Origin of the sequence: Streptomyces sp. CA-249302 (genome assembly GCF_050936785.1) — a bacterium.
Lineage (GTDB): Bacteria > Actinomycetota > Actinomycetes > Streptomycetales > Streptomycetaceae > Streptomyces.
Map to the genome: position 1 here is coordinate 3,416,325 of NZ_JBNJMG010000001.1, position 19,235 is coordinate 3,435,559.

Here is a 19,235-nt window from a genome sequence, read left to right on the forward strand (position 1 = left end):
GTCACGGCTTCCTCTCCCGCCTCGCCTCTCCCAGCGCCCCCCTCAACCGCTGTGCCCGCAGCACCAGTTCCAGCTCGAAGCGGCGGTCGGGGTCGTCTATCTCGTCGCCCCACAGTTCGCGGATCTGGCGGAGCCGGTAGCGGACCGTCTGGGGGTGGACGCCCAGACGGGCGGCGACCTCCGGAGCGCCGCCCCGCGTCTCCAGCCACGCCAGTAACGTTTCCGCAAGCCGTCGTCCGTGCGTCGGGCCGCAGTGCGCGAGGGGGGCCAGACAGCGAAGGGCCAGGTCGTCGATCAGTTCCTCGGGCTGGAGCAGGACGAGGGCCTCGGTGTGTTCCGTGCAGTACAGGACCTCCCCGGCCGGCAACAGGCCCCGTTCCATCAGGTGTACGGCCGCCTCCGCCCAGCGCAGCGACTTCCCCGCGTCGGCCAGCGGGACCGGCGGGCCGATCGCGCCGGACCAGCCGGTCAGGGCACGCTGGAGCAGCTCGGGGCGGCCGGCCGCGTCCGGTTCGGGGACGACCATGCGGGGCTGCTCGTACTCCATGTCGAGCAGGATGCCCTGGCCGACGGCCGGGGCGACCGCCTCCCGGGCCGGGCGGAGCAGGACGCCGACGGCGACCTTGCGGGGCAGCGGCCAGCCGACCCGCGCGGCCCGTTCGGTGAGCGCGTCGGCCGGGTCGCCCCGGTGGTGTTCGGCCAGCAGGAGTTCCATCAGGCGGCGTTGCAGGCGCAGGCGCTCGCCCGCCTGCCTCGCGGCCGCCTCGGCGTAGCCCCGTACCGACTGGTCGACCAGGCCGTCGAGATACTCGTAACCCGCGTCGACCAGTTCGTACATCGCCGGTGGCGGGATCTCCACGCGCTGGCCGATCTCGGCGAAACGGCGCCAGGCCAGTCGTACCCCCATCCGGTAGATCGCCTGGAGGGAGTCGAGCGAGCGGCCGTGAAGGCCCTCGCCGCGGCCGAACTCCTGGAAGACGCCCGGCGGGACCGAGGGGCGGCCCTCCGAGGTCTCCAGGTGCTGGACGAAGACCTCGATGGCGCGGCGGATGCCGACCAGGGCCATCGGCTCGCCGGACTCGTCGAGGACGACCGGCAGATGCGGGTACTCGCGGCGGATCTCGCGCAGGATCTCCTCGGCGAGCGCGGGCGCCTCCGCCATGGCGATGGCGGCGAACCGGCGGACCTGGAGACGGGGGACGTCGTGCCAGGCCGAGCGGGTGGTGGTGGCGGGTGAGCGGGCCGGCCCCACCGGTCAACTCCCCTGTCCCGCTTGCTCATACGTGATCAAGGGGGTGTTCGGCTGGTCGGGTGTGGCGTCGAGCAGCGCGACGATGCCGAGGGCGGCGCCCACGGCGAGTGCGGCCGCGGCCACCACGGTGAGCGCGGCGCTGAGCAGTCTGGACATCGCAGGGTCAGCCTCTCTGTACGGATCTGTACGGAGGTCGTCCCCACCCCGGTGTCCCACCCCGGCCTGTCCGGCCCAGTCTCGACAAGCATTGACACCCCGTCAAGAGGCGCCTACGGTTCCCGCCCACAGAGCGGCCCGAACTCCGTCATCCCTCCCCCCTGGAGTGCCCGGATGCGCCGTACAGCCTCACCTCTCTCCCTGATCCTGCTGGGACTCGGCACGTTTCTGCTGGTCCTGGCGCCGATGCTGGTCTGGTACGTCGAGCCACGGGCCGCCGTGAATCCCATCGACATCGACACCACCGCCGTCTACCAGGGCACGGGTTCCTACTTCGACACCGACGAGGTGGCGACCGTCACCGACAAGCGGATCACCGTCACCCAGCAGGTCCGCGGCAATGTCGCGGACAGCGAGAAGAGCGGGGACGCGGTGTGGGACGTGACGACGACGGTCGACACGGACAAATCGCTGCCGGCCGCCGATCCGCACGACGCCCTGGAGTTCTTCCTGAACCGGTGGGTGACCAACCGGAAGACCAACCAGCCCGTCCACTGCTGCAAGGAGAACCCGTACTTCGAGGGCGACGCGTACCTGAAGTTCCCCTTCGACGTGCACAAACGCTCGTACCAGTGGTGGGACAACTCGCTCGGCGACGTGGTCACGCTGCACTACGCGGGCAAGCAGAAGGTCCAGGGCTACACCGGCCTCGCCTTCACCGGCACGGTCCCGCCGACGAAGATCGGCACACGGCAGGTGCCGGGCAGCCTGGTCGACCAGCCGAAGAGCCCGCAGGTGCTGGCCGAGGAGTGGTACTCCAACCACGGCATCCGCCTGGTCGTCGACCAGCGCACCGGCCGCGTGCTGTACGCCCAGGTCGGCCCGCGCCGCACGCTGCGCGCCCCCGGCCACAAGTACGACGCGGTGCTGCTCCTGGACAGCCGGAAGCTGGCGTTCACGACCGCGACGCAGAAGGACCAGGTGAAGCTGGCCAAGAAAGAGAGCGGGCAGCTGCGCATGGTGGGAGAGACGCTGCCGATTGGTGCCGCTGTGGCCGGATTCGTACTGGCAGTGGTGGGTGGGGTTTTGGTGGTACGAGGGCGCAGGCGTCCTGATTCGACGGAAATGCCCCGATCACCCGAGGCCCAGCTCACGATGTGACATGACGTCAGTTCTAATAAAGCCGCAAATTGTCATCTCGGTGAGTAGCCGTGGCGAACGGCTGGGCGAAAACTGTCCAACCCCACCCGAGCACAAGCTGTCCACACCCCCCGCCCATGAAGAGCTCAGTCCCCCCACAGCAAGTCCGGAAACCAGTCACTGAGTTCCGCACCCTGAGACGAGTTGGAGCACCCATGCCCCAGCACGTGCCATCTCCGCTGCGTGCCGATGTTCCCTGGGCACCGCAGCGCCCTCCGGCGCTCCCCCCGCAACCGCGCCGAATCGTTTTCCTCGCCCACCGGGATCTGGACAACCCGGCGGCCGGCGGCTCCGAGCTGCTGGTCGACCGGCTGGCCGAGGGGCTCACCGCTCTCGGCCACCAGGTGACGCTGATCTGCGGCGGACCGGCCGCGTTCCGGGACTACCGGGTCGTGTCGGCCGGCGGCGAGTTCGCCCACTACCTGCGGGCCCGTTCCGCGTTCGCCCGGCAGGTCGGGGAGACCGATCTGCTGGTCGAGGTCTGCAACGGGATGCCGTATCTCGCGCCCCTCTGGCACCGTGGCCCCACCCTGTGCCTGGTGAATCACGTGCATTCCGATCTGTGGAAGATGCGGTTCGGCGGGCCCTTGCTGCCGGCCGCGCGGATCGGGCGAAGACTTGAGCAGTGGGCGCTTACCGGTGCGCAGCACCGGAGTCTGCTGGTCGCGGTCTCGCCGTCCACGGCGCATGCCCTGCGGGAGATCGGCGTGGAACGGAGCCGGATCCGTGTGGTGCACAACGGCGTCGAGGAGCCGGGGCCGCGGGCCGACCGGTCCGCCGAGCCGCTGTTCGTGGCGGTCGGGAGACTCGTCGAGTACAAGCGGATCGATCTGCTGCTGAGACTCTGGGAGCGGGTGCGGCCGGTGACCGGCGGTCGGCTGGTGATCGTCGGGGACGGGCCGGAGCGGGAGCGGCTCGAGCAACTCGCCGGTCCTGGTGTGGAGTTCGCGGGGCATGTGTCCGAGGCGGAGAAGCATCGGCTGTTGTGTGCGGCCTGGTTGTTGCTGCATCCGTCCGCGGTGGAGGGGTGGGGGCTGGTCGTTACGGAGGCGGCTGCGCGGTCGACGCCTGCCGTTGCCTTTGATGTTCCTGGTCTGCGGGATTCCGTGGTGGACGGGGAGACGGGTGTGCTGGCGCACGGGGAGTCTTCTTTTGCGGCTGCCTGGTGCACGCTGGCGTTGTCCGGTCATCGGCGGGAGTTGATGGGGAAGGCGGCTCGGGATCGGGCGGCTCGTTATCGCTGGCACCGTACGGTTCGACAGTTTCGGGCGGTGGCTGCGGAGGCGGTGAGGGGCTGGGGGCCGTGAGGCGGCTGCGGGTGCGTCGTGGCTGGTCGCGCTCACGCGGCGGTAGCCGCATGTCCGATACAGCCCCGCGCCCCTTTACGGCGATGAAGGACCCCTCCTTTCAGCGCTCCCTTGCCCTGTTTCGGGCATTCCTCCACGAACAGGACGACCCCCAGTCCTGTTACTCGCTCCTCGCCACTGACGCCGCCGAACAGGTCGAGGCCTACGACGGGCCCGTGGCCGGGCGCACGGTCATAGACGTCGGTGGCGGCAACGGGTACTTCACCGAAGAATTCCGGCGTCGCGGCGCACACGCCTACCTCTTCGAACCCGACATCACAGAACTCGGCGAGAAGCCGCCCGAAGGCAGTGTGGTCGCCGACGGGTATCTGCTGCCCCTCTCCGACGGGGTCGCCGATGTCACCTTCTCGTCCAATGTGTTGGAGCACGTCGCCGATCCCGAGACGTTTCTCAGTGAGCTCGCTCGGGTGACCCGGCCCGGTGGGCTGATCTACGTGTCGTTCACCAACTGGCTGTCGCCCTGGGGCGGGCACGAGTGGGCGCCCTGGCACTACTTCGGGGCCGAGCGGGCCCGGGCCCGCTACCGGCGTCGTACCGGGAAGGCGGCCAAGCACACCCTCGGCGAGAACCTGTTCGCCGTGCACATCGGCACCACCCTGCGGCAGGTGCGTGCCCGGGACGACGTCACGGTCGTCTCGGCGCGCTCCCGCTACTGGCCCTTCCTCGCCGAGACCGTCGTGAAGGCGCCCGGCATAAGGGAGTTGGCCACCTGGAACCTCCTCCTCATTCTCCGGCGGTGTCCACCATGACGACCACGGTCCAGGCTCCTCCTCCGGCTGCCGTCCCCACCACCGCGGCCACCTCGGGTCCGCCGGAGGGCCCGCGGTCGCGGCGCTGGCTGGTGGGGTTCTGGGCCGTGGTGTTCTTCCTGTTCCTGGTGGTGCACCCGGGGCGGCAGACCTTCGACACGAAGCTGGGTGTCACGGTCGATCCAGGGGCGTTCTTCTCCGATCTGGGGCAGTTGTGGCACGACCAGGGGTCCTTCGGGGGCATTCAGGACCAGTACGCCGGTTATCTGTGGCCGATGCTGCCGTTCTACTGGCTGGCACATGCGCTGCAACTGCCGGTGTGGCTGGCGGAGCGGCTGTGGATGTCGTTGATCGTGTCCGTTGCCTTCTGGGGTGCGCTGCGGCTGGCCGAGCGGCTGCGGATCGGGAGTGCCGGGTCGCGCTTGCCGGCCGGGGTCGCGTACGCGCTCTGGCCCGTCTTCACGATCGTCGTCGGGTCCACGTCCGCTGCCGCGCTGCCCGGCGCCTTCCTGCCGTGGGTGCTGTTGCCGCTGGTCGACGAGCGGTACACCGCCCGCGTCGCCGCGCTGCGCTCGGCGCTGGTCGTGCCGTTCATGGGCGGGGTCAACGGGGCCTCCACGCTCGCCTCGCTGCTGCCCGTCGGGCTGTATCTGCTCTCCCGGCCGCCCGGGCCACGGCAGCGCAAGCTGATCGCGTGGTGGGTGCCGGGGGTCGTCGTGGCTACCGCCTGGTGGTGGATTCCGCTCGTCATGTTGGGGGTGTACGGGGAGAACTTCCTTCCCTATGTGGAGAGTTCGCAGACCACGACGGCAACCATGTCGGCCACCGAGGCACTGCGCGGGGCCGGGAACTGGGTCGCCTATCTGCACTTCGGGGAGGCCTGGCTGCCGGCCGGGTGGACGGTCGCCGCGTCCGTCGTCGTGATCGTCTGTTCGGCGCTGGCCGCGGGGCTGGGGCTGGCCGGGCTCGCCAGACGGGACCTGCCGGAGCGGCGGTGGCTGGTGCTGACCGTGGTGTCGTGCGTGCTGGTGCTGCTCGCGGGGTACGGCGGTGCCTTCGGGGCACCCTTCCACGGGGTCGTGCAGGACTGGCTGAACGGCGGTCTCGTCCCCTTCCGCAACATCTACAAGTTCCAGACGGGGCTCGCTCTTGCGCTGGCGCTGGGGCTCGCGCATGTGGTCGGGGTGGCCACGGACGCGCGTGGCGCCCGGCCGGTACGGGGGCGGCGGTTCGCCCCGCTGATCGCGGCCGTGCTGATCCTGCCGGGGCTGATGTGGCCGTATCTGAACGGGTCGATCCTCAATCCGGGGTCGTTCCAGGAACTGCCCAAGTACTGGAAGACCACCGCCAGTTGGCTGGAGAAGTACTCGCCGGACTCGCGCGCCCTCGTCGTCCCGGCCACCGCGCACGGGGTCTACAGCTGGGGCTCCCCCATCGACCAGCCCCTCGACGTCCTCGCCAAGTCCCGTTGGGCGCAACGGGACTTCGTGCCCTTCGGCACCCCGGGCAACCGGCGCGCGATGGACGCCGTCGAGGACGCCCTCGCCTCCGGGAGTGAAGTGCCGGGGCTGGCCGACTACTTGAGCCGGGCGGGCATCTATTACGTCGTCGTCCGCAACGACCTCGACCCCGACCAGGCCGACTCCGTACCCACCACGACCGTGAAGCGGACGCTGGAGCAGTCCGGGTACCAGCGGGTGACGGGCTTCGGGCCGGTGATGACCGGCGGGGTGATCGCCCATGACGCGCCTTTGCAGGTGGAGGGGCTGTATCCGCGGCAGCGGGCGGTGGAGATCTACGAGCCGTCCGGTCAGGACGTGCCACGGCCTGGGCAGGCCCGGCTGCTGCCCGTGTCGGACACGGCCGTCGTCTCCGGCGGGCCGGAGGCCCTGCTGCCGGTCGCCACCGAGCTGCGCGGCCGGGCGACCGTGCTGACCGGCGACAACCATCCCGGCCTCGGCTCGCCGTCCCTCCAGGTGGTGGGCGACGGACTGCGGCGCGCGGACACACGGTTCGGGCTCGTCACCGCCAACACCTCTTATACGTATACGAGTTCGGAGCGGAACGCGCCGGACGCCACGCAGGACGCGGGGAAGCAGCCGCACCAGATCCTGCCGAGCAAGGGGCTCGACCATCAGACCGTGGCGCAGTTGCGTGGTGCCGACTCGGTGACCGCGTCCTCGTACGGCAACTGGCTGTTCCATCTGCCCCAGTTCGATCCCGTCAACGCCTTCGACGGGAACCCGGACACCGCCTGGACCGAGGGAGCGCCCGGGTCTGCGGACGGGCAGTGGGTGCGGATCGGGTTCAGTGGGTCGTACGACATGCCTTCGTCCTTCAAGGTGAGCCCGCTGCCGCAGGAGAGCGTGCGGTCGGCGGCGACGAAGGTGCGAGTGGAGACGGAGAAGGGGTCGAAGACCAGTTTCCTGCGGCCTGACGGCTCCGCACAGACCATCAAAGCCCCTGCCGGGTCGACCGGTTGGATGAAGCTGACGATCGTCGACTCCGTCGCGCGGCGCGCGGGGCTGACCGGTGCCGGGTTCTCGGAGATCGACCTTCCGCACGTCCAGGTGACGCGGATGCTGCGGCTCCCGACCGACGCCGACGACTCCGACGCCGCCGCCACGCTGATCTCCCTGCACCGCGCCGCCGACCCGACCGGTCTCTCCGCGACCGGCACGGAAGCCGGCCTGCACCGGAGCTTCACCACCGCCACGGCGGGGACGTACGAGGTGAAGGCGGACGCGGTGCCGGTCAACGGCGCGGAACTCGACAAGCTGCTCTACCAGGTCGCCCCCGACCAGCAGAACCGCATCGTCGCCACCGCCGACTCGACGGCGGCCCTCGGCGCGGGCCTGTCGGCGCGCAACCTCACCGACGGCGACCTGACCACGGCCTGGATCGCCGGGGACCGCCCGACGATCCACCTGCGCTGGGACGGCAAACAGCCCATCGGGGAAGTGGTGTTGGCGCCGGCGGGCGGGCTGTCCACCCGGGCGACCCAGGTGCAGATCAGCTCCCCGGACGGTGCGACGGTCGCCGGTGTCGACGAGAACGGCGTGGTCCGCTTCGACCCGATCACCACCGACCGGCTGGACATCACGGTCAGCCAGACCGCCCCGATGACCCTGGCCAACCCGGTCGCCGACGAGGATCTGCAACTGCCGGTGGGGTTCAGCGAGGCGTACATCCCCGCGCTCGACCAGTACCGCACCCCGCAGCCCAGGTCCGGGCGGACCTTCTCGCTGCCGTGCGGGCAGGGGCCGGACGTGGCGGTGGACGGCGAGCTGTACCAGACGAGCGTGAAGGGGACGGTCGGGGATCTGACGGAGCGCCGCCAGGTGGATGTGACCCTGTGTCAGCAGGGGCGTGACGACAGTGAGTTGGAGCTCACCGCGGGCACGCATCGCGTCGAGGCCGGGGATGCCGGACCGCTCACGCTGACCGACCTGACCCTGACCCGCGGCACGGTCACCGAGCCGACCGCCGAGACCCGCCAACTGACCATACGGGACTGGCTCGGTGACCGGCGCGAGGTGAGCGTCGGGTCGGGTGCGGCCACCTATCTGACGACGTACGAGAACTACAACGACGGCTGGAAGGCCACCCTGAACGGCAAGGAGCTGACCTCGGTCCGGCTCGACGGCTGGCAGCAGGGCTGGCGGATCCCGTCCGGGTCCGGTGGCACGGTCAAGCTGTCGTACGAACCCGCGACGACGTACGAGGGCGGGCTGATCGGCGGTGCGGTGGGGCTCGCGGCGCTGATCGGGTTCGTCGTATGGCGCCGGCGGGCCGAGAACCCCGACCCGCCGCAGCCGGTGCCGCCGCTGCCCGGGCTGTGGCTCGGCACGGTCGTACTGACGGCGGTGGGTGTCGTGATCGCCGGCTGGTTCGCGCTGCTGGTGCCCGCGCTCGCGTTGTTGGCGTACCGGCGCCATGCGCTGCTCGTGCCGATCGCGTTCGTCGCGCTGGCGGGGGCGGGGATCGCCGCCGCCATCGGGGCCGGGAAGCCGGTGGGTGCGGGCGAGGGGGCGTTCGGACATGCGGCCCAACTGCTCGCGTTGATCGGGCTGTTCGCGGGGGTGGTGGGTGTACGGGAGCCGGACGAGGGGCCGGGGTCCACGGCCGTACTCCCGCCGGCGGGCGAACCGGCGCCGGTGACGTCGGGGAGCCAACCGCCGCCGCCACCGGTGGCGTCCGGCACCCTTCCGCCGCCGCCACCGGCCTCGGAAGCGCCGACCCAACACCTGTACAAGGGGGGCGAGAACGCATGACGGCACTGGAACATCCGGCCCGCAACGGCACCGACGGGCCCGTCCCGCCGGGGCGTATCCCCTTCCCCGTGGTGGACGAGGTGGCCCGGCACTGTCTCCAGGAGGAGGAGCCGGAGACCGTGCACATCGAGGTCCATCTGCCCGGGCGGCTGGACCGGGAGCGGCTGCGGGCCGCCTTCGCCGAGGCGCTGCGCCGGCATCCGCGGATCCTGATGCGGGAGGCGCCGGGGCACTGGTACCGGCGGCGGTACGAGTGGGAGTTGACGGCCGAGCCCGATGTGGAGGTGGTGAGCTTTCCGGAGGCGGGGCGGTGTGCGCTGCGGGACGCGCGGACGCGGGCGCTGACCACGGCGCCGTCGCTGTCGCTGTCCCCGCCGATCAGGTTGGAGGTGGTGGCGGGGGCGGGGCCGGTCGAGGGCAGCGAAGCCACGGATGGCGTCGGAGTGTCGAGGCGGTCGTCGCAGCCGGGCGGACGGCCGCACAATGCCACCGCCACCGCCACCGCCACCGCCACCGCCACCGCCACCGCCACCGCCACCGGCACCGGCACCGGCACCGGCACCGGCACCGTCCTCTTCCTCACCATCAACCACACCGCCCTCGACGGCCCCGCCTGTCTTCGCGTCCTCGCCACCGCCGCCGGGATATACGGCGGCAAGGACAACTCCCCCGCCGCGCCGCCCACCCGCACCACCCCCGACGCCCCCCAGGATCCCGGCGAGACCCCCTCCAACTGGTCACCTCCGGCCCGCGTCGCCCCCGGCACCCCCGAGCCCTCCCCCGGCAACGGCATGCTCGTCACCGAACTCCCGCTCCCCCACCGCCCCAAGGGCTCCCCCTACACCGTGAACGACCAGCTCATGGTCGCCACCGCCCTCACCATCACCCACTGGAACCGGGAACACGGCGCCCACCCCCGCCCCCTGCGCATCACGATGCCCGTGGACGACCGCCCCCGGGACGCCACCATGCCCATCGGCAACGGCACCCGCCTGGTCGAAGTCCCCTTCGCGCCGGAGGAGTTGGATGCACACGCCCCCGCCGACATGCCCGCCCTGCTCCAGCGCACGGCGCTCCGCACCCGTGCCCTCAAGTCCCTCCCCCGGCCCCAACTCGGGCACGGGGCAGCCCTGTTGACCGCGCCCGTCACCCCCGTCGCCTGGCGGGCCGCACTCACCAGAGGGCTGCGCAGGGCCGCCGCGCCCTGGACCTCGACGACCCTGCTCAGCAACATCGGCCGTATCCCCTACTCCCTGGACTTCGGCGAGGACGCCGGCCGGGCCCATGCGGTCTGGTTCTCCGCGCCGGCCCGGATGCCCCGCGGCCTCACCGTCACCACCGCCTCCACCGCCGGCCGCCTCCACCTGGCCCTGCGCTGGTCCCGCGCCCTGCTCAGCCACGGCGACGGCGCGCACCTGAGGGACCTGTTCGAGCACTACCTGCATACGACGGAGGTGTCCCCGTGACCACCACGGCACCCCATCCCCAGCGCCGCCCGAAGGACCTCCGCGACTTCTACGAGGACCCGTCCGTCCCCGTCGCCTCCGGCGCCCCGCGCAGCCTCCGGCAGGCCCGGATGCTGGCCGCCGCGCTCGGCCCGGCCGCCGCCGGCTCGCGGACCGTCCTCGACGTCGGCTGCGGCGACGGCACCGCGGCCGCCGTCGCCGCCCCGCTGCTCACCGGCCATCGCGTCGTCGGCGTCGACTGGTCCCAGGACGCCCTCCAGCGCGCCCGCGCGCACCTGTCGTACCCGATCCGCGGTGAACTCACCGGCGGCGGGCTGCCGTTCAGGAGCGGCTGTGCGGACGCCGTGCTGTTCAGCGAGGTGATCGAGCACCTTGTCGACCCGGACTCGGCGCTCGACGAGATCCGCCGCGTCCTGCGTCCCGGGGGTCATCTCATGCTGTCCACACCGAACTTGGCCGCCTGGTACAACCGTGCGCTGCTGGCGGCGGGGGTGCAGCCCGTGTTCTCCGAGGTGAGCCTGCGGGGGATCCACGGGCGGCCGGGGTCGGAGGTCGTCGGGCATCTGCGGCTCTACACCGCCCGTGCGCTACGGGAGTTCGTCGCCACGTCAGGTTTCGAGGTCGTACGACTGGCCGGGGCGCCCTTCCACGGCGTACCGCGTCCGCTGCGGCCGCTGGACCGGCTGCTGTGCTCCAGACCGTCGCTCGCGTCGATCCTGCTGCTGCACGCGCGCAAAAAGACGTAGGGGGCGGGGACATGTGGTGGGGAGTGGCCGCGGCGCTGTTGGCGAACACCCTGTACAGCCTCGGATTCGTCCTGGAGAAACGGGCGCTCACCTCGCTCCCCGAGGTGACGATCCGTCAACCCGCCCGGCTGCTGCGGCTGGTGCTCGGCAGCCCGCTGTGGATCGGCGGCTCGCTCTCCCTCGCCGCCGGGTTCGGCGCGCAGCTCGCCGTCTACCGGACGCTGCCGATCGCCGCCGCCCAGGGCATCTTCGTCTCCGGCCTGGTGCTGCTGGTGCTGCTCTCCGCGCGGCTCCTCGGCGAGGAGACGACCGGGCGGGAGCGGTACGCGCTCGGGGCGATCCTGGCGGCGCTGCTGATGGTCGTCCTGTCGCTGAAGGAGAGCTCGGACACGGTCAGCCGGAGCGCCCCGTACCAGCTGATCCTGCTGGTGTGCGTGCCCTCGCTGGCCGCCGGGGTGTGGCTGTACGGGGCCGCCGAGCGGCGGGCCCGGCACCGGCACCGTGCGCCGACCACGGGCGTGGAGTACGGGGTCGCGGTGGGCCTGCTCTACGGCGTCAGCTCGCTGGCGATCAAGGGGGTGTCGAGCTATCTGACGACCAGCGGGTTGGGCGGCGCCGTCGTCGCCGTACTCGAGTCGCCGTATCCGTATCTGCTGCTGTTCACCGGGGCGTTCGGCCTCGTCATGTCGCAGGCCGCGCTGCAACGCTGCCGGGCCTCGCTGATCGTGCCGGTGTGCACGACGGTGACCTGTCTGTACACGGCGGTGCTCGGCACGCTCTCGTTCGGCGAGGCGCTGCCACACGATCCGCTGCGGCTCGCCCTGCGGCTCGGCGGCACGGCGCTCGCCGTCTCCGTGCTGCTGACCATGCCCAAGCACGACACCGCGCCCGAGCAACCCCCCATCGGTGCCAAGGAGTTGACCCCGCCATGAACCCCGACGACCCGCTGCTGCGGATCCTGGCGTGCCCGCTGGACAAGGGCCCGCTGCACCTGCTCAAACCGGACGGGCCGGCGACCCCCGAGGCCCTCTACAACCCCCGCCTGCACCGCCGTTACCCGATCGTCGACGGCATCCCGCAGCTGCTGCCGTCGTCCGGGGAGCAGGTGTCGGACGACGAGCACGAGGAGCTGCTGAAGCGGGTTGCCGGGGGCGGTGATATCGGGGGCGGGACGGGCGGAGCCGGCGGCGGTGGCATCGGCGACGAGGGCCGTGCCGGCATCGGCGAGTCCGGCCGCACCGGTATCGGCGGCGACCGCGGCGGCACCGGCGGAGGCGGTGTCGGCGGAGACGACCGCGGCGGCACCGGCGGAGGCGGTGTCGGCGGAGACGACCGCGGCGGGACCGTCGGCGACGGCGGTGCCCGGGGCGACGACCGCGGTGGCATCGGCGAGTCCGGCCGCATCGGTGACCCCGGCCGCGGCGGCAGAGACGGTCGCGGGCCCCAGGCGCCCGGGGTGGCCCCGTGACCGTGTCCGCGCCACGTACCCTGGCCGCCCGCCTTGCCCCGCTGCTGCCCACCCGCCTCGTCGCCGCCGCCGCGCGGGCCGTCTATCCGCGGTTCGAACCGGAGTTGGCCCGGCTGGGCGAGCTCTGTCCGGCCGGGTGCGGGACGGCGGTGGACGTGGGCGGCTGGTACGGCCCCTGGACGCGGCGGCTGTCCCAGCGGGCCCGGCGGGTGGTGACCGTCGAGCCGGTCCCGCATCTCGCCCGGCTCCTGACCGCGGCCGTCCCGCCGAACGTCCGGGTCGTCCAGGCCGCCGCCTCGGACCGCCCGGGCATCGCCCGCCTGTGGCTGCCGCCCGACGACGCCGGCGACCGGGGCGTGTCCTCCCTGGTCCGCCGTGACATCCACGCCCACGCGCTGGAGGTCCCGTGCGTCACCCTCGACGAACTCCGGCTGCGCGAGGTCGGCTTCATCAAGATCGACGTGGACGGCAGCGAACTGGCCGTCCTGCGCGGGGCGACCGGCCTGCTGGCCCGCGACCGCCCGGCGCTCTTCGTCGAGCTCGAGTCCCGTATCCAGCCGATCTCCCCCGTCGTCACCTACCTCTCGCTGCTGGGATACGAGGGCTGGGTACTGCCCGGCGCCACCTGGGTGCCGCTGGCGAAGTTCCCGCTGGAGGCCCATCAGGAGGCCGCCGCGCACGTGGTCACCCAGGGTCTGCTGCCCCGCGTCCTGCCCTTCCGCAGCCGCCCCCGCTACGTGAACTCCGTCCTCTTCCTCCCGGACGGCCGCCGCCCCGGTGTCAGTGCCGTGGGCGACCATGGGACCCATGCCCTCCGCCAAGCGCCCCGCTAGCTCATCCGGCCCGTTCACCCCGCTCGACTTCCAGCTGGTGCTGCTGCGCCGGATGGCCGACCACAACCCGGACCTGGTGGAGGACGCCCGACACGAACTGGGCGTCTCCATCGCGGACATGCGGGAGGCCAACAGGCGTTGGCAGGCGATGCAGCACTCGCCGCGATCTCGTACCGCCGCGTCCCGCTACCGCTCGATCCTCGGCGAGCCGGAGTCCACCGTCCCCCGCCGCATCGGCGACCTCGACTGCGAGGCCCGCCTCTGGCCGGTCCCCCTCTGGCCGGACCTGCGCTTCGAGGTGCTCCTCGCGCCGAACGGGGTGGTGTGGAACGAGTGGCTGGTGCGGGCGCGGGGCGTGGCGGGCCCGGTTCTCACGACCCTCGACGACCTGACCCCCTGGTCCTGCACCGTGGACGAGGCGGCGCGCGCCTTCGCCCCGGCCCGGCCCCTGGAGGGGACGGCTCCGACTCGGTGGGGGCTGGCGTTCGCGGCGCCGGACGGGGCGGGGGTGCGGCGGGAGGTGGCGGCGGAGTTCACCTGGGGGTTGTTGCAGCGGGTCGCGGTGGCGGGGTGAGCCGCCGTCAGCGCGGGGCCGCCGCCACGATCGCGTCCCGCACCACCGCCACCGACCCCGGATGCAGGAACAGGAACAGGTTCGGCTCGACCAGCTCCAGCTCCATCACCCGCGGCTCCCCGTCCTCCCCGTCGACGAGGTCCACCCGCGCGTACAGCAGCTCGGGCGATTCCGGTACGGCGGCCAACGCGGCCTCGGCCACGGCGAGTTCGGCCGGCGTCGGGGTCCATGGCTCCAGGTCGGGGTGCGGGACCTTGTCGGCGTCGTAGGCGGCGCCCGCCTTCAGCACGGCCCGTTTGCGACTGGCGTGCAGCAGGCGCCCGCCGAAGAACTGGAGTGCCCGCTCCCCGGCGGCGTCGATGCCGCGCATGTACGGCTGCAGCATCGCGGTGAGTCCCTCCTCGTGCATGCGCGCGAGATGCCGTACCGCCGCATCCCGCTCCCCCGGCGCGTACCGGGCCGCGTACCGGGCCCCCGCCCCCGAGGTCGGCTTCACGACGTACTCCCGGCCCTCGGGCAGGTCGGCCGCGTCGCCGGGCGCGAGATACCTGGTCGGCACGACCGGCACGCCCGCCTCCGCCAGCTCCCCGAGATACCGCTTGTCGGTGTTCCACCGCACGACCCCGGCCGGGTTCGCGAGCCGCGTCACCTTCCCGCACCGCTCCGCCCACTCCACGAACTCGGCCGCGCGCCAGCTGTAGTCCCAGGTCGAACGGATGACGGCGAGGTCGTACGACCCCCAGTCCACACCGGCGTCGTCCCAGCACACGGCGTCCGCCTCGGCGCCGTCCACGCGGAGCGCGTCCAGGAGAACGGGCAGGTCACTGTCTCGGTTGGGTTCCGACCCGGGGTCGTAGGTGACGAGGGCGATACGGGACACGACAGGCTCCATCTCTCCGGCGGGATCCCTCGCAGGCTAGCCAGACCTCCCGCAACCACGGCAACCGGATTGACCTTCCCCTTCGGTGAAGCCGCAGCATCGCCGTACGGAACGAAACGAGGTGTACGAGTCGTGGAGACGCGCATGCTGACCATCGGCGCCTTCGCCAAGGCGTGCCGACTGTCCCCGAAAGCACTGCGCCTCTACGACGAGTTGGACCTGCTGCGCCCCGCCCGGGTCGACCCGGACACCGGTTACCGCTACTACGCGGTCGCCCAGCTGGAACGGGCCCGTCTGGTGGCCTGGCTGCGCCGGCTCGGCATGCCGCTGGTCCGTATCCGCGAGGTGTGCGCGCTGGCACCGGCGGCCGCGGCCGTGGAGATCCGCGCGTACTGGGCGGGGGTCGAGGCGGAGACGGTGGTACGGCGGGACCTCGCGGAGTTCCTGGTCAACCACCTGTCGGCACCACCCCGAAGGGACAAGACGATGCTGGAACTGCGCTACCACGCCCACTCGGACCAGGGCCGGGTCCGCCCCGCCAACCAGGACACGGCCTACGCGGGCACCCGCCTGCTCGCGGTCGCGGACGGCTACGGCCCGGCTGGCGCGCCCGCGAGCAGCGCGGCGGTGGAGGCGCTGCGCTTCCTGGACACGGCGGAGGTGCCGCCGGGCGAGATCCTGAACGTCCTGGAGGAAGCGGTCCGGGGCGCGACGGAGGCGGTGCGCGACGCGACGTCCGGTGCCACTACCGACGCCGACGCCACCGGTGAGAACGGCACCACCCTCACCGCCCTGCTCTGGACGGGTTCCCGGCTGGCGCTCGTCCACATAGGTGACTCCCGCGCGTACCTGCTCCGCGACGGCGCCCTGTTCCGTATCACGCACGACCACACGGTGGTCCAGTCCCTGATCGACGAGGGCCGCCTCACCCCCGAGGAGGCCACGTCCCACCCCCAGCGCTCCCTCCTCCTCAAGTCCCTCGGCACCACCACCCCCGACCTCCACCTCCAGGACGTGACCCCGGGCGACCGCTACCTCCTCTGCTCCGACGGCCTCCCCGCCGTCGTCCCCGACGCCCGTATCCGCACGACCCTCACCGAGGCCCCGTCCCCCGCCGAAGCGACCCGCACCCTGATCGCCCGGGCGAACGAGACGGGCGGCCCGGACAACGTGAGCTGCGTGGTGGCGGACGTGGTGGAGGTGGCCGCGACCTGACACACCCGCCGGGAGTGACCGGGATCAAGCCCCGGCGACGACTGATTCCGGCGGCCCTGGTGTAGGAACGGTGGTGTTGGTTCCGACCACGTCCCGACGACAAGGAGTGCGCCGCGTGTCCTCTCTCTTTCCGGCCCTGGAGAGCCCGAGTGAGCAGCTCGCGCTGCGGTTCGGCGAGCGTTCACTGACGTACCGGGAGCTCGCGGCGGCCTCCGGCGCCCTCGGGGAGCGGTTGCGCGGCGCGGGCCGGGTCGCCGTCTGGGCCACCCCCGAACTGGAGACTGCCGTCGCCGTCGTCGCGGCGCTGCGGGCGGGGGTGGCTGCCGTACCTCTCAACCCGAAGTCGGGCGAGAAGGAGCTCGGGCACATCCTGTCCGACAGTGCGCCGGGTGTGGTGCTGGCGGCGCCGGGCGATGAACTTCCTCTACCTGTACGGGACTTGCCGCGCGTCGATGTGGACGTGCACGACACGGGAAGCACCGCACCCACCCCCGCCGTCGGCGACGAGGACCCCGCCCTCGTCGTCTACACCTCCGGCACCACCGGCCCGCCCAAGGGCGCCGTCATCCCCCGCCGGGCCGTCGCCACCACCCTGGACGCGCTCGCCGACGCCTGGCGGTGGACCGGCTCCGACGTGCTCGTGCACGGGCTGCCGCTGTTCCATGTGCACGGCCTGGTGCTGGGCATCCTGGGCCCGCTCCGGCGCGGCGGTTCGGTCCGGCACCTGGGCCGTTTCACCACCGAGGGCGTGGCCCGGGAGCTGAACGACGGCGCGACCATGCTGTTCGGCGTGCCGACGATGTACCACCGGATCGCCCAAGTGCTGCCGGACGAGCCGGAGTTGGCCAAGGGGCTCGGCCGGGCCCGGCTGCTCGTCTCCGGGTCCGCCGCCCTCCCCGTGCACGACCACGAACGCATCGCCGCCGCGACCGGCCGCCGCGTGATCGAGCGTTACGGCATGACGGAGACGCTGATGCTGTGCTCGTCCCGGTGGACACCCCCGGACCCCCGGCCCAGTGTGAGAGCCGACGGCGAGGCCCGTCCGGGCACGGTGGGCGTACCGCTGCCGGGCGTCGAGCTGCGGCTCGTCGAGGAGGACGGGGCGCCCATCACCTCGTACGACTCCGAGACCGTCGGCGAGATCCAGGTGCGCGGCCCGAACCTCTTCACCGGCTACCTCAACCGGCCCGACGCCACGGAGGCCGCCTTCACGGCCGACGGCTGGTTCCGCACCGGCGACATGGCGGTGCGCGAGCCCGACGGGTACGTCCGGATCGTCGGCCGCAAGGCCACCGACCTGATCAAGAGCGGCGGTTACAAGATCGGGGCGGGTGAGATCGAGAACGCGCTGCTGGAGCATCCGGGGGTACGGGAGGCGGCCGTCACCGGGGAGCCGGACGCGGACCTGGGCGAGCGGGTCGTCGCGTGGGTGGTGCCGGTGGATCCCCAGTCCCCGCCCGCACTCGACGAGTTGGCCGATCACGTCGCCCGCCGCCTCGCCCCGTACAAGCGCCCCCGCGTCGTCCACCACCTCTCCGCCCTCCCCCGCAACGACATGGGGAAGATCATGAAGCGGGCCCTGCACAGTGACTGAGCGCCGCTCCGCACGCGAGGTCGTCACCTTCGTCGCCGACGACTCCACCTTCACCGAACTCCCGTACCCGACAAGGGACTCCAAGCCCGACGGCCCCCTCACCTGGCAGGGTTACGACACCTCGCGCGCCCGCGCCGCCGAACGCACCGGCGAGACGGAGTCCGTGGTCTGCGGCACGGCGACCGTCACGGGCACCCGAGCCGTCCTGATCGCCTTCGAGTTCGGCTTCCTCGGCGGCTCGCTCGGCGAACGCACCGGCGACCGCCTGGAGTCGGCGTACGCGTACGCCCGGGAACACCGTCTGCCGGTCGTCCCGCTCATCGCCACGGGCGGCAGCCGTATGCAGGAGGGCATGCTCGCCCTGACCCAACTCCAGCGCGTGGCCCACCAGTCGGCGCTGACGAGGGAGGCCGGGCTTCCGCAGATCGCGGTCCTCCGCGACCCCACGACGGGCGGCGGCTGGGCCACCCTGGGCGCGGGCGCCGACGTGATCCTCGCCCTCTCGGGCGCCCAGGTCGGCTTCGCGGGTTCCCGCGTCCGCCCACCGGACGCAGATCCGGCGGCGTACACGGCCGCAGGGCAACTGGCGGCGGGGGCCGTGGACGCCGTCGTGCTGCTGACGGAGCTGCGGGAGACACTGGGCCGATGGCTGCGGCTCCTTTCCGAGCCAACGGTTCGTGACGCGCCCCAAGGGGGCGTGGGGCTGCATCAGTCAGCGGCTCCGCCGCGGAGCGCGACCAGCCACGATGGCGCCGCAGACGCCACACGACCCAACCCGGCGACACCCCACGCGGCTCCGCTCCCACCCGCCCTCACCACTCAGGAACTCCCCACCACCGGCTGGGACGCGGTCCAAAACGCCCGCTCCCCTCAACGCCCCCGTGCCGAGGCCTACTTGGACGTCTACTTCGCCCACCGCGAAGCGATCAGCGGCGACCGCTGCGGGGGCACCGACCCCGGCATGCTCTGCGGTTTCGGTGCGCACGACGGCCGTACCGTCGCCTTCGCCGCCCAGACCGGCACCCCGACCCGCCCCGCCGGGTACCGCACCGCCGCCCGGCTGATCCGGCTCGCGGGCCGGCTCGGCATCCCCGTGCTCACCCTGGTGGACACCCCCGGCGCCGCGAACGACGCGGAGGCCGAGCGGCAGGGTGCGGGCGCGGCGATCGCGGACGTCTTCGCGGCCGTGGCCGCCGCCCGCACCCCGGTCACCACCCTGGTGATCGGCGAGGGCGGCTCCGGCGGGGCGCTCGCGCTCGCCGCACCGGGCAACACCTGGGCCACGCCGGACAGTTACTTCTCGGTGATCGCCCCGGAGTCGGCGGCCGCCATCCTCAAACGCCCGCCGGAGGAGGTGGAGGCGACGGCCGACCAACTCCGGCTCCGCCCGCAGGACTTGCTGGAGCTGGGCGTGATCCGGGGCGTCGTCTGACGCCCGGCCTGATCCGTGAGAACGGCGCC

General features: G+C 72.4%; 15 protein-coding genes and 1 pseudogene. 13 read left to right on the forward strand and 3 right to left on the reverse strand.

What is annotated here, in order from left to right; all coding sequences use genetic code 11:
* Position 1: 1 nt before the first annotated feature.
* Positions 2-1,252 (reverse strand): helix-turn-helix domain-containing protein, encoded by a 1,251-nt coding sequence (locus ACQEWB_RS15385; protein WP_432831172.1) that lies wholly within the window; start codon positions 1,250-1,252, stop codon positions 2-4.
* Between the two features lie 3 nt (positions 1,253-1,255).
* Positions 1,256-1,408, reverse strand: a complete 153-nt coding sequence (locus ACQEWB_RS15390) for a hypothetical protein (protein ID WP_242760187.1) — start codon at positions 1,406-1,408, stop codon at positions 1,256-1,258.
* A gap of 174 nt (positions 1,409-1,582) precedes the next feature.
* On the opposite strand from ACQEWB_RS15390, the gene ACQEWB_RS15395 reads away from it, so the two are divergent.
* The 10 genes and pseudogenes from ACQEWB_RS15395 to ACQEWB_RS15440 all read left to right on the forward strand — a co-directional run bounded on the left by ACQEWB_RS15395 (position 1,583) and on the right by ACQEWB_RS15440 (position 14,085).
* Complete coding sequence (locus tag ACQEWB_RS15395; protein ID WP_432831175.1) at positions 1,583-2,569, forward strand: DUF3068 domain-containing protein; 987 nt, start codon at positions 1,583-1,585, stop codon at positions 2,567-2,569.
* A gap of 194 nt (positions 2,570-2,763) precedes the next feature.
* Positions 2,764-3,915, forward strand: coding sequence for a glycosyltransferase family 4 protein (locus ACQEWB_RS15400; RefSeq protein ID WP_432831177.1), 1,152 nt, complete (start codon positions 2,764-2,766; stop codon positions 3,913-3,915).
* 50 nt (positions 3,916-3,965) lie between these two features.
* Complete coding sequence (locus tag ACQEWB_RS15405) at positions 3,966-4,724, forward strand: class I SAM-dependent methyltransferase (protein ID WP_432831179.1); 759 nt, start codon at positions 3,966-3,968, stop codon at positions 4,722-4,724.
* A complete protein-coding gene (locus tag ACQEWB_RS15410; protein WP_432831181.1) occupies positions 4,721-8,998 on the forward strand; it encodes an alpha-(1->3)-arabinofuranosyltransferase domain-containing protein in 4,278 nt (1,425 codons plus the stop codon). Before ACQEWB_RS15405 ends, ACQEWB_RS15410 begins: the two co-directional genes overlap by 4 nt.
* On the forward strand, positions 8,995-10,464 hold the full coding sequence (locus tag ACQEWB_RS15415; RefSeq protein ID WP_432831183.1) for a condensation protein: 1,470 nt from the start codon (positions 8,995-8,997) through the stop codon (positions 10,462-10,464). The genes ACQEWB_RS15410 and ACQEWB_RS15415 overlap by 4 nt, the downstream gene beginning before the upstream one ends.
* Positions 10,461-11,210, forward strand: a complete 750-nt coding sequence (locus ACQEWB_RS15420) for a class I SAM-dependent methyltransferase (protein ID WP_432831185.1) — start codon at positions 10,461-10,463, stop codon at positions 11,208-11,210. Before ACQEWB_RS15415 ends, ACQEWB_RS15420 begins: the two co-directional genes overlap by 4 nt.
* A 23-nt stretch (positions 11,211-11,233) precedes the next feature.
* Positions 11,234-12,142 carry a hypothetical protein gene (locus ACQEWB_RS15425; protein ID WP_432843829.1) on the forward strand — a complete coding sequence of 303 codons (909 nt, stop codon included), beginning with the start codon at positions 11,234-11,236 and terminating at the stop codon, positions 12,140-12,142.
* Positions 12,139-12,357: pseudogene (locus ACQEWB_RS15430) on the forward strand (Trm112 family protein); the annotation flags it as partial. The gene ACQEWB_RS15425 and the pseudogene ACQEWB_RS15430, both read left to right, overlap by 4 nt.
* A 323-nt stretch (positions 12,358-12,680) precedes the next feature.
* Complete coding sequence (locus ACQEWB_RS15435; protein WP_432831187.1) at positions 12,681-13,511, forward strand: FkbM family methyltransferase; 831 nt, start codon at positions 12,681-12,683, stop codon at positions 13,509-13,511.
* Entirely contained in the window at positions 13,486-14,085 is a 600-nt protein-coding gene (locus tag ACQEWB_RS15440) for a hypothetical protein (protein ID WP_432831189.1), read from the forward strand. The genes ACQEWB_RS15435 and ACQEWB_RS15440 overlap by 26 nt, the downstream gene beginning before the upstream one ends.
* Positions 14,086-14,092: 7 nt before the next feature.
* Here the strand turns inward: ACQEWB_RS15440 and ACQEWB_RS15445 are convergent, their stop codons facing one another.
* Entirely contained in the window at positions 14,093-14,965 is an 873-nt protein-coding gene (locus ACQEWB_RS15445) for a hypothetical protein (RefSeq protein ID WP_432831191.1), read from the reverse strand.
* 144 nt (positions 14,966-15,109) lie between these two features.
* On the opposite strand from ACQEWB_RS15445, the gene ACQEWB_RS15450 reads away from it, so the two are divergent.
* From ACQEWB_RS15450 to ACQEWB_RS15460, 3 genes are all read left to right on the forward strand, one after another.
* The gene (locus ACQEWB_RS15450; RefSeq protein WP_432843831.1) at positions 15,110-16,180 is read left to right on the forward strand and encodes a MerR family transcriptional regulator; all 1,071 of its coding nucleotides are present in this window, start codon (positions 15,110-15,112) and stop codon (positions 16,178-16,180) included.
* Between the two features lie 115 nt (positions 16,181-16,295).
* Positions 16,296-17,774, forward strand: coding sequence for an acyl-CoA synthetase (locus ACQEWB_RS15455; protein ID WP_432831193.1), 1,479 nt, complete (start codon positions 16,296-16,298; stop codon positions 17,772-17,774).
* Positions 17,767-19,206 carry a carboxyl transferase domain-containing protein gene (locus tag ACQEWB_RS15460; protein ID WP_432831195.1) on the forward strand — a complete coding sequence of 480 codons (1,440 nt, stop codon included), beginning with the start codon at positions 17,767-17,769 and terminating at the stop codon, positions 19,204-19,206. The genes ACQEWB_RS15455 and ACQEWB_RS15460 overlap by 8 nt, the downstream gene beginning before the upstream one ends.
* Positions 19,207-19,235: the final 29 nt, after the last annotated feature.

Excerpts from the sequence above, each read along its gene's own strand:
- ACQEWB_RS15405 (WP_432831179.1), top strand. The coding sequence starts at position 3,966 with ATGTCCGATACAGCCCCGCGCCCCTTTACGGCGATGAAGGACCCCTCC.
- ACQEWB_RS15390 (WP_242760187.1), bottom strand. The coding sequence starts at position 1,408 with ATGTCCAGACTGCTCAGCGCCGCGCTCACCGTGGTGGCCGCGGCCGCA.
- ACQEWB_RS15410 (WP_432831181.1), top strand. The coding sequence starts at position 4,721 with ATGACGACCACGGTCCAGGCTCCTCCTCCGGCTGCCGTCCCCACCACC.
- ACQEWB_RS15400 (WP_432831177.1), top strand. The coding sequence starts at position 2,764 with ATGCCCCAGCACGTGCCATCTCCGCTGCGTGCCGATGTTCCCTGGGCA.
- ACQEWB_RS15415 (WP_432831183.1), top strand. The coding sequence starts at position 8,995 with ATGACGGCACTGGAACATCCGGCCCGCAACGGCACCGACGGGCCCGTC.
- ACQEWB_RS15440 (WP_432831189.1), top strand. The coding sequence starts at position 13,486 with ATGCCCTCCGCCAAGCGCCCCGCTAGCTCATCCGGCCCGTTCACCCCG.
- ACQEWB_RS15450 (WP_432843831.1), top strand. The coding sequence starts at position 15,110 with ATGCTGACCATCGGCGCCTTCGCCAAGGCGTGCCGACTGTCCCCGAAA.
- ACQEWB_RS15395 (WP_432831175.1), top strand. The coding sequence starts at position 1,583 with ATGCGCCGTACAGCCTCACCTCTCTCCCTGATCCTGCTGGGACTCGGC.